Annotated in this window: 11 protein-coding genes; 9 read left to right on the top strand and 2 right to left on the bottom strand. The window is 64.5% G+C overall.

The features are described 5' to 3' along the window. Window positions 1–7: 7 nt before the first annotated feature. Window positions 8–1963, top strand: a complete 1956-nt coding sequence (locus tag AACY13_RS07310) for a PhoX family protein (protein WP_339460413.1) — start codon at window positions 8–10, stop codon at window positions 1961–1963. 72 nt (window positions 1964–2035) lie between these two features. On the opposite strand, the gene AACY13_RS07315 is transcribed toward AACY13_RS07310, so the two are convergent. Beyond that, on the bottom strand, window positions 2036–2806 hold the full coding sequence (locus AACY13_RS07315) for a YdhR family protein (protein ID WP_339460414.1): 771 nt from the start codon (window positions 2804–2806) through the stop codon (window positions 2036–2038). Window positions 2807–2921: 115 nt separating this feature from the next. Here AACY13_RS07315 and AACY13_RS07320 point away from each other — a divergent pair, with 115 nt between their 5' ends. Next, complete coding sequence (locus AACY13_RS07320; RefSeq protein ID WP_339460415.1) at window positions 2922–3530, top strand: TetR/AcrR family transcriptional regulator; 609 nt, start codon at window positions 2922–2924, stop codon at window positions 3528–3530. Window positions 3531–3728: 198 nt separating this feature from the next. Here AACY13_RS07320 and AACY13_RS07325 read toward each other — a convergent pair whose 3' ends face one another. After that, window positions 3729–3944, bottom strand: a complete 216-nt coding sequence (locus AACY13_RS07325; protein WP_339460417.1) for a hypothetical protein — start codon at window positions 3942–3944, stop codon at window positions 3729–3731. A 286-nt stretch (window positions 3945–4230) separates the two neighbouring features. On the opposite strand from AACY13_RS07325, the gene AACY13_RS07330 reads away from it, so the two are divergent. From AACY13_RS07330 to nahK, 7 genes are all read left to right on the top strand, one after another. Continuing rightward, a complete protein-coding gene (locus AACY13_RS07330) occupies window positions 4231–4548 on the top strand; it encodes a transcriptional regulator (RefSeq protein ID WP_339460419.1) in 318 nt (105 codons plus the stop codon). Further along, the gene (locus tag AACY13_RS07335; RefSeq protein ID WP_339460421.1) at window positions 4548–5861 is read left to right on the top strand and encodes a HipA domain-containing protein; all 1314 of its coding nucleotides are present in this window, start codon (window positions 4548–4550) and stop codon (window positions 5859–5861) included. The genes AACY13_RS07330 and AACY13_RS07335 overlap by 1 nt, the downstream gene beginning before the upstream one ends. A gap of 90 nt (window positions 5862–5951) precedes the next feature. Beyond that, window positions 5952–8507, top strand: coding sequence for a pyrroloquinoline quinone biosynthesis protein PqqF (pqqF, locus tag AACY13_RS07340; protein ID WP_339460423.1), 2556 nt, complete (start codon window positions 5952–5954; stop codon window positions 8505–8507). Between the two features lie 484 nt (window positions 8508–8991). Continuing rightward, the gene (locus tag AACY13_RS07345) at window positions 8992–10170 is read left to right on the top strand and encodes a porin (RefSeq protein ID WP_339460424.1); all 1179 of its coding nucleotides are present in this window, start codon (window positions 8992–8994) and stop codon (window positions 10168–10170) included. A gap of 171 nt (window positions 10171–10341) precedes the next feature. After that, window positions 10342–10734 (top strand): hypothetical protein, encoded by a 393-nt coding sequence (locus tag AACY13_RS07350; RefSeq protein ID WP_339460425.1) that lies wholly within the window; start codon window positions 10342–10344, stop codon window positions 10732–10734. A gap of 94 nt (window positions 10735–10828) precedes the next feature. Then, window positions 10829–11983, top strand: a complete 1155-nt coding sequence (gene nosP / locus AACY13_RS07355; protein WP_339460427.1) for a nitric oxide-sensing protein NosP — start codon at window positions 10829–10831, stop codon at window positions 11981–11983. Next, the gene (gene nahK / locus AACY13_RS07360) at window positions 11922–14561 is read left to right on the top strand and encodes a hybrid sensor histidine kinase/response regulator NahK/ErcS' (protein WP_339460428.1); all 2640 of its coding nucleotides are present in this window, start codon (window positions 11922–11924) and stop codon (window positions 14559–14561) included. The genes nosP and nahK overlap by 62 nt, the downstream gene beginning before the upstream one ends. The last annotated feature ends 11 nt before the right edge of the window (window positions 14562–14572 follow it).

Genomic DNA, 14572 nt, shown 5'->3' on the forward strand with positions numbered 1-14572 from the left:
AGCCGTGATGAACCAGGATCACCAGCAGTTTCACGCCAGCCTTGAAGCCCACGACGATGTGGCGATCAATCCCAGTACCAACCCGGCGCTGAGCGATTTGCTCAGCCCGGCGCGGCGCAATGTGCTCAAGGGCGGCCTCACCCTTGCCGCCCTTGGCTTCTTCGCCGGCGGCATCAGTGCCTGTCGCAGTGCTGGGGCCAGCCCGCTGCTGGGCTTCAAGGGCGTGCCGGTGCAGATCGACCCGCAGTTCGACCGCGTGCTGGTCGCCGAAGGCTACCGCGCCACGCCGTTCTTCTCCTGGGGCGACCCGGTCGAGGCCGGCGCGCCGCAGTGGAGTCCGGATGCCAGCGACGATTGGCTGGCGCAGCTCAAGCAGGCCGGCGACAACCATGACGGCATGGACTTCTTCGCCTTCGACGGCGAGACAGACCGTGGTCTGCTGGTGATGAACCATGAGTACGTCAACCCGCCGCTGCACTCCGGCAACCGAATCGATCAGAGCAAACCACGACCGCTGAGCGAAGTGCGCAAGGAACAGGCGGCTCATGGCGTCTCGGTCATCGAAGTGAAAAAAGCTGCGGACGGCCAATGGCAGCGGGTCATGGACTCGCCCTACAACCGCCGCATCAGTGCCCTGACCGCCATGCGCATAGCGGGCCCGCTGGCCGGGCATGAACTGCTGCAAACGGTTGCCGACCCCAGTGGCCTTGAAGTTCTCGGCACGATCAACAACTGCGCCACCGGCATCACCCCCTGGGGCACCTTCCTCACCTGCGAGGAAAACTGGCACAACTACTTTATCAACCACGATCAGGCCGACTACGCCAGCCGCGTGTCGCACAAGCGCTATGGCCTAGCCAAAGAGGGCACCAGTAAGAACTACGCCTGGGAGACCGCCGACCCGCGCTTCGACGCCACCCCAGATCCACAGCAAGCTCACGGCGGTTACGTCAACGAGCCGCATCGCTTTGGCTGGGTGGTGGAAATCGACCCCTTTGACCCGCAGGCGCAGCCGGTAAAACGCACCGCCTTTGGTCGTTTTGGCCGCGAATGTGCGGCCCTGAGCCTGGGCGATGACGGGCGCATGGCCTTCTATTCCGGCGACGATGCCAGGGGTGAGTACGTCTACAAGTTCGTCCCCAGCGGGCGCTTCGACGCGGCCAACCCCAAGGCCAGCCGCGACCTGCTCGATCAAGGCACCCTGTATGTGGCGCGTTTCGATGCCGACGGCTCCGGTCAATGGCTGGCCCTGGTCCATGGGCAAAACGGTCTGACCGCCGCCAGTGGCTTTGCCAGCCAGGCTGAGGTGCTGCTTAACGCCCGCGCCGCGGCGGACCTGGTGGGCGCAACGCCGATGGACAGGCCCGAGTGGGCGGCCGTGCACCCCGCCAGCCGTGAGGTCTATGTGGCCCTGACCAATAACGATGGTCGCGGCGACAAACAGCCCACCGATAAAGCCAACCCGCGCCCGCAGAACCTGCATGGACAAATCCTGCGTTTCAAGGAGCAGGGTGCCGATCCCAGCGCCGAAACCTTCAGCTGGGAGCTGTTTCTCCTGGCCGGCGAGCAGAAAGGGGCCCGTGACGCCAACGGCAACGCGGTGCCCGCCAATCTCACCGGCACCATCAATGGCGATCTCTTTTCCTCGCCCGATGGCCTGGCCTTCGACAGCCATGGTCGTTTGTGGATTCAGACCGACTACGGCGACGATGAAGCGGCGATGCAGACCATGGGCTGCAATCAGCTGCTGTGCGCCGACCCGAGCACCCGCGAGGTAAGGCGCTTTCTGGTCGGCCCGCGTGGCTGCGAAATCACCGGCCTGGCCTGGAGCCCGGATGGCAAGGCGATGTGGGCGAATGTGCAGCATCCCGGCATCAGCTACCCGGCCGGCGACGGTCAGACCCGACCGCGCTCGACCACGGTGCTGATCACTAAAAACGATGGCGGGGTCATTGGCAGCTGAACAATTGCCCCGGCCATCATGCTGGCCACGTAGAAAACCCGGCCGAAGCCAGGTTCTCTACGTGGCTCAACCTCAACGGTAGTAGGGCGAATTCATCTCGATGCTGGCGGCCTCGGTGTCGCGGGCATCGAACACCCGGGTGTAGAACGCCGCATTCAGTTTTTTCGCTTCGGTCGGGAAATACTCCACGGCGAAGGCCTGGGCGTGCTCCAGGGTATCGAAGGCGTAGAGCCCGCCCGGCGTGCCGGTGTGCAGGCCGGACAGCCAGGTTTTCGACAAGAGCCCGGGCTGTTGCTTGAGCACCGGATTGAGTTCGCGCCAGGGGGCCGCCTGATCGAACGGCAGCGCCTGCAATTGCACCTCGGTGTAGACGAAGGCACCGGGTTTGACATCGAGCTTGCCGTCGTAGTGCACGGAGTTCATCGCGCGGCTGGCGACTTGCGTGGCCTCCGCATCGAACACCCGCGTGGTCTGCGCCACCCCAAAGCTGCGCGCCTCGGCGGGGAAATAGTCGGTCACGAATTTTTCCGCGTTTTCGATGGAGTCGAAGGTATAGAAGCCGCCTGCGGACTGGTTTCCCGCTCCAGACAGCCAGGTCTTGTCGATAAAGCCGGGCTGCGCCTTGATGGCGGTATTGATCCGCGCCCAGGGCACGTTCGCGAAGGGGACGCTGATCTGCAGTTCGGTATAGACATAGGCTTTGTGGGGCATGCTGGACTCCTTGCGGGGGGTGGACGGTTCTTCGGCGGTGACTGTGAAGGTCGCCAGAACGGCGCTGGCCAGGGCAACAACCCTGAATGTGCGTGCGGCCTGTGCGAAGCGGGTAGCGGTTTTTTTGCGCATTGTGTCTCTCCATGACGCCGGGTAACGATCGCTAAATAACGATCGTTATTTATAGTCGGGTGGCGGTGAAGGTCTGTCAATGCTTAAATAACGATCGTGATTAAAGGGGGCTGGCATGCGACACAAGGGCGTGGACAAAGACGAGACGCGACGCAGGGTGAGCGAGGCCGCCAGCCGCGGGTTTCGCCGGTACGGCTATGCCGGTGTGGGGGTCGACAAACTGGCGCAGGATGCCGGGGTGACCTCGGGGGCCTTCTATGCCAATTTCGGCTCGAAGAGCGGGGCGTTCGCCGTGGCCCTGAGCCTGGGGCTGGATGAAGTCATCGAAGGTGTGCCCAGGTTTCAGGCCGAGCACGGGGCGAGCTGGGTGCAGGCTTTCGTCGAGTACTACCTCGGTGCCGCGCACCGCGAAGACCTGGCATGTGGCTGCGCCATGACCACCCTGACCCCTGAGGTGGTGCGCGCCGACGAGGCTGTACATACGCTGTTCGAGAAGCAGATGACGCTGATCGTCCAGCTTGTCGCTCGCGGACTGGACGCCGCGGATGCCGAACAGGCCAGCGGGCGGGCGTGGGCCCTGCTCGGCGTGCTGACCGGGGGCCTGACCCTGGCACGGGCCATGGCCAGCCAGGCAGTGGGCGAGGAGGTGGCCGCTGCGATCAGGGCCGCCGCCCTCCAGGCGGCGGGGCCGGCACGGGCAGTCGCGCCAGCTGAATCGCCCTGATCTTCCTGATTTCCACTCCTGCCGACAGTAACTGCCGTTTTCCAGGTAGGCACCGGCTTAGAGGGAAAGAGTGTTGTCAGTTACAGGGGCGAGTTGAACAGCCTGAGGTAGCCGGTGCCTGTATCGGACGCTGCTGACTGGTCGTGCGTAGGGCAAGACCGTTATGCGCCAGGGCTGCCCGACGGAGCACATGCCATTTCAGGCGCGCTTTAATTCCTGGCCGGCCATGTCTTCGCGGGCAGAGCGCAGCTGAGCGGCATCCAGGTTTATCCGATGGATCACGTTGAACAGTTGCTGCCTGAGCACCTCGTCGCCAATTCTTTCCGCCGCGCGCATCACGGCAACTGCGGCAGCTTCATTGTTGCTGGCCACCTGGTCGAGCGTTTTGCAGATGTGTCGTATCGTGCGGCTCACAAGTGTGTCCTCCTGAATTTGTGTGTGCACTGTAGAGCCGGCATATTTCCTTTTGATTTCAGCTGGTCACTCTCAGCTTGCCGGCTTCTCGACCGCAGTGCGGCATGGCAGCCGAGGGTGTCGGCCGTCGGTCATCTGTCTAGGGCGATGGGCCATAAAATCCTCCTGGTCATGAGGATTTTCTTGATAAATCCCTTTTGATGGATAAAATCCGCACAGATGTGAGGATTTCCTGCTTCGCCGTGTATGTATGGCGATTATCCTTTCGATCGTGAGGATTTATGCAATGAAGTTTGCAATCGATACCCCTGAGCAGCTCGGCATGCTGATCCGCGCCAGCCGCAAAGCCCTGGATATGCGTCAGGACGATGCGGCCGGGACTATCGGTGTGAGTGAAAACTTCCTCGGCAAGGTCGAGCGCGGCGGCGAAACGGTGCAGTGGGGAAAACTCTTTCAGGTGATCAAAGAGCTGGGGCTGAGCGTAACGGTCGAGGTTCCGGAAGCCTTTGCCCCTGAAACCCTGGGGCATTACCAGAGCATCCAGCGCAAGCGCCAGCGCGCTGTGGATGCACAACCTGACACCTCGAAAAACCAGGTGCCCTGATGCAGCGGGCGCTGAATGTATGGATCAATAGCGTCATGGTGGGGGCGTTGCGCGAGTTCAACGGCCTCTGGGCATTTGCCTATAGCCAGGAGTGGTTGAGCAGGGAGGATGCCCATCCCCTGTGCCCAGGCCTGCCGCTGCAGAGCGAGGAGCATGTCGACGGTGCCAGTGTGCGGCCGGTGCAGTGGTACTTCGACAACCTGCTGCCAGAGGAAGGACAGCGGCTGCTGATTGCGCAAACGGTCGGTCGCGTCTTCGAGGATGCATTCGGCCTGCTGGAGTACTTCGGGGCCGAGTCGGCAGGCTCCCTGACCCTGCTGCCTCCCGGGAAAACACCAGAGGCGGGTGGCGTCAGGGCGCTGTCGCACGAGGAGCTGTCGACACGCATACAGGACATGCCGCGGGTACCGCTGGCCGAGCGTTCGGCCAAGAAAATGTCCCTGGCTGGCGCTCAGCACAAGGTGGCGGTGATCCTTCGCGATGGACAGATTCTGGAGCCCACCGGCAGCACGCCGTCCACCCATATCCTCAAGCCCGACCACCCCGATGTGGCCTGGGCTCATTCGGTGATCAACGAGTGGTTCGTCATGACCCTGGCCAAACGCCTGGGCCTGAATGTGCCGCAGGTGACTAGGCTCTATGTGCCTCAGCCGGTCTATCTGATCGAGCGCTTCGATCGCCTGCCCGACCAGCCGGACTGGCGACGCCTGCACTGCATCGATGCCTGTCAGTTGAGCGGGCTGTCGCGGGAATTCAAGTACAGCGCCGGCAGCGTACCCAGGCTGAACGCGATCACCAAGCTGTGTGTGCCGCCGGTAAAGGCCCGTGAGGCGTTGTTCAAGTGGCTGGTGTTCAACGTCCTGGTCGGCAACGAAGATGCCCACCTGAAGAACCTGAGTTTCCTGGTGGGCAGAAAGGGAGTGGCCCTGTCGCCGTTCTACGACCTGCTGTGCACGGCCGTCTACGGCACCCGAGCATTCGATCAGGACAAATGGCCGGGCCAAGCCGCACTGGCCTGGCCCCTCAACGGGGTGGCGAACTTGTCCGCAGTCAGCCGGGCGCTACTGGTTGAGGTCGGCGTCGACATGGGCATCAAACCCGCGACGGCGAACAAGCACATCGATCAGCTGGCGGATAATGCTTACGCCCAGGCCAAAGCGCTGCAGGAGGAGGTGGCGCAGCAGAACCAGGCGCTTATCCAGGCGCGCCCCGAGATCCGCGCAACGCTGAACGGTGAGATGCGCTTACTGCGGGCCCTGGTGGAAATCGTTATCCGCGAAATGGCCAGGCAAATCAGGCGGGGTGCCGATTAGGCCCACGGCGTACTTCCAAAGCACTATTGCGCGGCATAGGCTGGGGCGTCGATGCTTGCTTGCCGAACTCCGCCAGGGCCAATGCCAACCATGTCTGCTCGCGCCGCACCTTCTGAACACCCCGGGCCGCAGCCCGACTGCCGGCGGCTGGGCAATGGTTTGCGTCTGATCCTGCTGAGTCAGCCGGGTCTGACCAAGGCGGCGATCAGCCTGCGGGTTGCCGCCGGCAGCCATGACGAGCCGCTGGAGTATCCGGGGCTGGCGCATTTTCTCGAACACCTGCTGTTTTTAGGCGGTGCCGGTTTCGCCCGCGAGCAGCGGCTGATGCCGTTCGTGCAGGCCTGCGGCGGCCAGCTCAATGCTTCGACCCAGGCGCATCACACCGATTATTTCTGCGAGGTGCCGGCGCAGCGGCTCGAAGAGGCCCTGGCGCGACTGCTGGATATGCTCGCCAAGCCCTTGTTCGAGCTCGAGGCGCAGGTGCGCGAGCGCGAGGTGGTGCACGCCGAATTTATCGCCCGCGGTCAGGATGCCGGCACCCTGATCGGGGCGGCGCTGGGCCAGGCCCTGCCGGCAGGGCATCGCTTTGCCGCCTTTCAGGCGGGCAACCGGCAGACCCTGGCGGTCGAGCAGGCGGACTTCCAGCGGGCGCTGCGGGCCTTTCATCAGCGCTTCTACCAGGCTGAAAATCTGACCCTGGTGCTGCTGGGACCACAGCCGCCGGAGCAGTTGTATGCCCTGGCCGAGGCCTATGGTGCGGCCCTGAGCGAAGGCGACGTTCCGCTGCAGTCAGCGGCTGCGCCACTTTTACCGCTGAGGGCGCAGCACTTGCACCTGTGCCTACCCGCGGATGCCCCCAGCCTGCACCTGTGTTTCGCCCTGGAACTGCCGCGCCCGGCGCAACCGGGCGGGCTGAGCGAGGCGCTGGATTTTCTCCAGACCTGGCTGCTCGGCGAGTCGCCGGGCGGCCTGCTGGCCAACCTGCGGACCGCGCAGCTGTGCTGGGAGCTGGAGGTGCGCCGGCTGTATCAGCATGACGAACAGGCCTTGCTGCTGCTGAGCTTTGCCGGGGTAGATGGCGCGGAGCAGGCGCGCGCGGGCATTGCCGCGGCGCTGCAGGGTTGGCTGGAGTTCTTTGCCGAGGCCGACTGGACGACGCTGCAAGACAGTTATCGGGCGATCCGCCAGAGTCAGCGGCGCAGCCTGCAATCCCTGGCACTGGCGCGCTGCTGGCAGGAGGGCCTGGCCATTGGCGGCAATCCCCACACCGCGCTGACCGCCCAGGGCGAGCACAGCCTGCAGGCCGTGCTCGGGCAGATGCGCCAGCCCCAGCGGCTGATCGAGCTGCTGGCAAGCGAGGCAGAACAGCCGCTCTGGCCTACCGCGGGTTTTGCCTTGCGCATGGCCGCCTTGCCAAGCTGCCGAGGCGTGGCGGTCGACTGGCGCTGGCAACTGCCGGCGGCCAATCCCTTTTTCGCGGCCGCGCCGCAGCCGGCACCGCTGCTGAGTTGCAGCGCCCAGCTGCGCTGGCTGGCCGCGCCGGATAGCCAGGCGGACGGGCAGGGCGCGTTGTACTGGCGTTGCTGTTTTGCCGAGTCGCTGCCCCTGCAGATTGCCCTGGCCGTAGCCCAGGAGGCGCTGCGGGAAACCCAGGCCAGTGCCGCCCAGGCCGGCGTCAGCCTGCACCTGTCAGTCGAGTGCGCCGCTCTGCAGCTGGTCTTGCAAGGCTCGGCCGAGATGCTGGTCAGGGTGGCGCAGCAGGCCCTGCCGCGTCTGCTGCAGCCGGCAGAGGCGGCCTGGCAGCTGGGGATGCGCCAGGCCCAGGGCAATACGCAGCAGGGGCAGATGCCGATTCGTCAGTTGTTGCAGCGTTTGCCCAGGTTGCTGCAGGCCCCTGACGGGGTGGCCGCCTCGTCCAGCCTGGAGCAGTTGCAGGGGCGCTACCGTGAGGTACGCCTGGAGGGGCTGGGGGTGGGATTGCCGCCGTCCGGGCAGCGCGCGCTCGAGGCGCTGTTCGCTAGCTTTGTACCCCTGGTTCCGGCGGCATCAGGGCGCGCCGTCGAGGCCGGGCGTTACTGGCTGCACGAGAGTTGCGACAGCAGCGAGGCGACGCTGCTGCTGTTCTGCCCGCAACCGGCCGCGGATGCCGCCAGCGAGGCCGGCTGGCGGCTGCTGGCGCATTTCTATCAGGGGGCGTTCTTTCAGCGCCTGCGTGGCGAACTGCAACTGGGCTACGCGGTGTTTTGCGGCTTTCGTCAGGTCCAGGGGCAGGCGGGCATCCTCTTTGCCGTGCAGTCGCCCCATGCCTCGACCGAGCAGATCCTCGGCCATATCGAAGACTTCGTGCAGGCCCAGGGTGAGCGCCTGGCGTCCCAGGACGAGGGCGCAATCACCCTGGCCGCCGCGCAGGTACAGGCCCAGCTGCACAGTGCCGCCGACAACCCGGCCGATTTCGCCGAGCAGCACTGGCTGCTGCATCTGGCCGGGCTGCCAGCCAGCCATGTTGCGGCCGTGGTACCGGCCCTGGAAGGCTGCGACCGCCCGGCATTGCTGCACAGCCAGGCGCTGCTGAGTCAGGGCCGCGGCGGCTGGTACGTGCTGGCCAATAGCGCGCCGCCTGCCAGTGGCTGGGTCGCCTTGGACTGAGTCCTGCCCCCAAACCTATGCCTCTGTACTGTGTTGCGTCAGGCGTCGACAGCCAAGTGTGCCGGGGGCGGACTTCGTAGGGGGGCCGTCTGCAGATGTTTGCTGTCACCTGTTGCGGCTTCTGCAAGCAGGACCACTCCTCTCCAAGCGGCCCACGCGACAGGTAGTTGCTACATAGCCTTCCCCAAACCTAAACCTGCGGCCAGCCTTGCCCGCGTCTTGCCTGCGCGCGGCCTTGAGAGGCGTGCGCCTGTCGGTGTATTGCCCTTGTCCCTGACTGCCCCGGGTATTACGACCTTGGGCTCGCTTCTTTCTGCTCAGAGCCTATGGTCGCGGCAGTCGTACACCTTTGCGCCTGCGCCGGCGCGCCAGGCCAAGGCAGCAGCCAAGCAGTGCCATAGCAGCATATGGCCATTGCCAGGGCTTTTCGATAATCGCCTCCGACCCGACTGACTGATTAGTCGTTCCTCAAGCGGAGAGCGTTATGAACAACAAGAAGATCGCCAGCACCCGATTCCTGCCTTTGGCCCTGACGGCCGCCGTGGCCCTGGCCACGGCCCAGCAGGCCGCCGCGGAAATCGTTCTGTATGACCAGGACGACACCACGTTTTCCACCGACGGCTATATCAACGCCTTCTATGTGAACAGCGATATCGATCGCGAAGGCGATCTGAACGACCGTCGTCAGTCGCGGGTGAAAATGGGTTTTCTGCCCAACTGGATCGGCTTCAACTTCGGCAAGCAGATCGACGACCTCAAACTCGGCGGCCGCTCCTCGTTCTGGGTCACCATCAACGACAGCGAGCAGAACGGCACCAGCACCGCCATCGACGTGCGTCAGTTCTACGGCACCGTCGGCAGCGAGTGGGGCGAAGTGCTGGTGGGTAAGGACTTCGGCCTGTTCGCCCGCTCCAACATCTTCCTCGACGAACTGCTGTCCGGTTATGGCCAGGTCAGCGATACCCTGGGTCTGGTCGACTTCGGCGGCGTGTCCTTCGGCAATATCGGCAGCGGCTACCCGTACCCGTTCCCCACCGCGCAGATCACCTACCGCAGCCCGAAAATGAGCGGTTTGCGGGTGGCCGCCGGGATCATGGACCCCTACGACTCCAACCAGATCGACGGTAACGGCAAGGCCTACCAGGAGAGCCCGCGTTTCGAAACCGAGATCACCTACGAGTTCGAAGTGGCCGGCGCGAAGATCTATTCCTGGATCAACGGTGCCCACCAGACCTCGGACAACACCGACTCCGACGTCGATTCTGTCACCTCGCAAGGGCTTGGCTATGGCGTGCAGGCCAAGATGGGCGGCTTCTCGGTAACCGGCTCGGGCTTCCAGGCCGAGGGCATGAACCCCTTCTATACCAACAACGCCGGTGAGGCCACGCTGCGCGAAGTGGACAGCGACGGCTACCTGCTGCAGACCTCCTACACCTTCGGCAAGAACCGCGTGGCGCTGTCCTACGGCAAGACCGAGGACGACGGCAACGGTCTGGGTACTGCAGCCGACTACGAGACCCGCGGCATCGCCTACTTCCGCACCATCAACGACAACCTCAAGCTGGTGGCCGAATACAACCAGTTCGAGATCGATGCCGCCACCGGCAGCGGCCTCAACGAGGACACCAACACCTTCGCCGTGGGTGCCGTGCTGAACTGGTAAACACGCAGAGCAGGCCGGGCCGGGGTGACCTTGCCCGGCCTTTGCCTGGAGATCGCCATGCACCTGGATTTACTGCTGATCCTGCTGCCATGCAGCAGCGTGATTCTCGCGCTGCCCATTGTGCTGATGCGCTGCCTGTTAAACGGACGTACCTGAACTCAAGGAGGCGACATGTTCGGCTTATGGAGTGAGCTTGCCCCGCAATACCTGTTGATTCTGACGCTATCGACCACCCTGGTATTTGCCCTGCCGATTTTCTGCATTCCGCTGGTCTGGGCCCGCCTGATGGGCTGGACGCTTCCCGCGCATACCGACCTGGCGGTCTACTTCGGCCGCTGTCTGGGTGCGTTTATCCTGATTCTCGAAGCCATGATGCTGCGCGCCGCACTGACGGGGGAGGCGATCCACGCCGTCTTCGAAATGCTCCTGGCGGTGGCCGTGATGATGATCGTGGTGCATGTCTACGGGGCCCTGCGGCGTATCCAGCCGCTCAGCGAAACCCTGGAGATCGGCTTCTATGTCGGCCTGCTGGTGCTGACGCTGTTGTTCTGGCCTGCTACTTAGGGAGTAGGCCGGCGCTACTCAAGTGGCATGGGGTGCAGGGGCCGAGCTTCGTAGAATGACCCCAGGATATCTAGGTTTATACGCGGGGCAGGCTATGCAGCAGGAAATGACCGACGGCGTCGTCACCGCCATGTCCTGCGCCAGCGATGTCGAACTGGTGGCGCAGGAGCTGGCACGGCAACTGATCCATCCCCACCTGGGCTTCGTGCTGTTCTTCTGCTCCGCCGAATACGACCTGCAGGGCCTCGGCGCGGCGCTGGAGTCGCATTTCGGCGGGATCAACCTGGTCGGTTGCACCACGGCCGGCGAGATCACTCCCCAGGGCTATGGCCGTGGCTGCGTCAGCGCGGTGGGCTTCGATCACCGCAGTTTCTCCATCGCCGGCGGTCTGATCGACGAGATGGAGCGCTTCAGCCTGATCGATGCCCAGCAACTGGTCGAGCGCCTGGTCAAGGACTGCCGCACCAACGAACTGGCCTCGATCAAGGGCCACAGCTTCGCCCTGACCCTGCTCGACGGCCTGTCCAGCCGCGAGGAAGTGGTGCTCGGCGCGCTCAGTGCGGCCCTGGGCAGCATTCCGCATTTCGGCGGCTCGGCCGGCGACGACAACCACCTGACCCACACCCACGTCTACTACGGCGGCCAGTTCCACACCGGCGCGGCGGTGGTGGTGCTGTTCAACACCTGGCTGGATTTCGAGGTATTCAGCACCCATCACATCGAGCCCAGCAGCGACAAGCTGGTGGTCACCCGGGCCGACAGCGCCAGCCGTAGGGTCTATGAACTCAACGCCGCGCCGGCCGCCCAGGAATATGCCGAGCTGATCGGCGTGCCGCTGGCCGAACTGGATCATCGGGTGTTCGCCGCCAACCCCCTGGCCGTGCGCATCAGCGAGCAGTACTACGTGCGCTCGATCCAGCGGGTCAACGAAGACCTCAGCCTGACCTTCTACTGCGCGGTTGAGAACGGCATCGTCCTCACCGCCATGCAGCCCGGGCCCTTGCTGCCCAACCTGGAAGGGGTGTTCGACGGCTTGCGCGAGCGCCTCGGCCCCTTGCTCCTGACCATCGGTTGCGACTGTTTCCTGCGCCGCCTGGAAATCGAAGACCAGGGCGGCGTCGAGCCGGTCTCGGCCTTTCTGCGCAGCCAGCCGGTCATAGGCTTCAATACCTACGGAGAGCAGTTCAATGGTATGCACATCAACCAGACCTTCACCGGAGTCGCCATTGGCCGCCCCGGCCGAGGCTGATGTCGCCGAGCTGCAGGCCCGCTGTCAGGCCCTGGAAAAGGAAAACCACAAGCTCAAGCGGATCAACGCGGCCCTGATCGAACGGGTCGAGTCGGTGCACTCGCGCGGCGACGACGCCTACGCCGCCTTCCAGCATTCGGTGGTGCTGGCCGAGCAGGTGCGCGAGCGCACCGATGCGCTGAACCAGGCCATGGCCGAGCTGAAATCCAGCAACCAGCTGCTCAGCGACGCGCGGATGCGCGCCGAGACCGCCCACCAGCACCTGATCGACGCCATCGAGAGCATCTCCGACGGTTTCGTGCTGTTCGACCGCGAGCAGCGCATCGTCCTGTTCAACAGCCGCTTCAAGTCCTTCTGGGCCCACAGCCGCGCGCGGATCAACGCCGGCACCCGCCTGGCGGAGATCAAACGCCTGAGCAAGAGCACCGGCCTGGTGGTCGAAGAGCAGCGCGGCAAGGACGGCGAACATATGCTCTACCGCCTGCGCGACGGGCGCTGGGTGCAGGTCAGCGAACGGCCGACCCGCGAGGGCGGCCTGGTGATCCTCTACACCGATATCACCGAGGTCAAACAGAACGAAACCCTGCGCCGCGAACAGGCCCTGGCGCAGAAGTCGCGGCTGCTGCAGCGCGCCGTCGACAACCTGTCCCAGGGCATGGCCATGGTCAATGCCGAGGGCGCGCTTGAGCTGTGGAACCACCGTTTCCTCGACCTCTGCGGCCTGGCCCCGATCAACGCCCACCGGCCCTTCGCCGAGGTGATGGCCGACAGCGAGCTGGCCCTGCTGACCCCGGACAGCCGCGACGCCAATGGCAAGCCCATCGAGGAGCTGGAGCTGCACCTGTTCGACGGACGCATGCTCGAGGTGCGCACCCATGCCTTGCCCACCGGCGGTTTCGTCAACACCTTCACCGATATCACCGAGCGCCACCGGCATGCCGAGGCCTTGAGCGAGAGCGAGCGCTGGATTCGCCTGATCACCGACCATGTGCCGGCGCTGATCGCCTACCTGACCGCCGACCTGGTCTACGAATTCACCAACAAGGTCTACGAGGAATGGTACTGCTGGCCCCGCGGCGCGATGCTCGGCCAGAGCCTGCGGGCGGTGCACAGCGAGGAACATTGCCGGCGCCTGGAGCCCTATATCGAACGGGCGCTGTCCGGCGAAAGCGTGACCTTCGAGTTCGCCGAAACCAACCACAGCGGCCAGGAGCGCTACATGCTGCGTTCCTATGTGCCCAATCGCCAGGCCAATGGCGAGGTGACCGGGATCTTCGTGCTGATCCGCGACATCACCGAGCGCCGGCGCACCGCCGAGGCCCTGCACCAGGCCTATCAGCACCTGGAACAGCGGGTGCGCGAACGCACCGCCGAGCTGACCACGGTCAACCAGCAGCTGCGCCGCGAGATCGACGAGCGTACGCAGATGGAGTCGCGCCTGCGCGAGGCCAAGGGCGAGGCGGAACAGGCCAACCTGTCGAAGACCAAGTTTCTCGCCGCGGTCAGCCACGACCTGCTGCAGCCGCTCAACGCCGCCCGGCTGTTCACCAGCGCGCTGCTGGAGAAGGGCGAACTGGCCGGCCACGCGCCCCTGGTGCGCAACGTCAGCAACTCCCTGGAAGACGTGGAAAGCCTGCTCGGCACCCTGGTGGATATTTCCAAACTGGACGCCGGGGTGATCAAGCCGGATATCGCCCCCTTCGCGGTCAGCGAACTGCTGGAAAACCTCGCCGCCGAATACCACCAGATCGCCGGCAGCGAAGGCCTGCGCCTGGACTTTATTCCCAGCTCGGCGCTGGTGCGCAGCGATATTCAGCTGCTCGCACGGATTCTGCGCAACCTGCTCAGCAACGCCATCCGCTACACCAGCAGTGGGCGCATCCTGCTCGGCTGCCGCAGACGTCGGCAGAGCCTGTCGATCGAGGTCTGGGACACTGGCATCGGCATCGCCGAGGACAAGCTCGGCGAGATCTTCCAGGAGTTCAAGCGCGGCGATGTCAGCCACCGCAAGCAGGATCGCGGCCTCGGCCTGGGCCTGGCCATCGTCGACAAGATCGCGCGCATGCTCGGCCACCGCATCCGCGTCAGCTCGCGGCTGGGCAAGGGCTCGATGTTCGCCATCGAGGTGCCGCTGACCACCCGCGCGCCCCGGCCGCGGGTGGTGCAGGACGCCCCCGATCTACTGCTCGAACGCCTCAGTGGCTCGCGTATCTGGGTGCTGGATAACGACGCGGCGATTTGCGCCGGCATGCGCACTCTGCTTGAAACCTGGGGCTGTCAGGTGGTCACTGCGCTCTCCGAGGAGGATTTGGCGCGCCAGGTCGACAACTACCATGCCGAAGCCGACTTGCTGATCGCCGACTATCACCTCGACGATGAGCGTAACGGCGTCGACGCCGTGGCCCTGATCAACTCCAGGCGCAGCACGCCGCTACCGGCGCTGATGATCACCGCCAACTACAGCAACGAACTCAAGCAGCAGATGCGCGAACTCGGCCACACCCTGATGCACAAGCCGGTGCGGCCGATGAAGCTGAAGACGGCGATCAGTCACCTGCTGGATCGCAACGCTGGCTGAGGCGTGCGGCG

The organism is Pseudomonas sp. EA_105y_Pfl2_R69 (assembly GCF_963970915.1).
Classification (GTDB): domain Bacteria; phylum Pseudomonadota; class Gammaproteobacteria; order Pseudomonadales; family Pseudomonadaceae; genus Aquipseudomonas.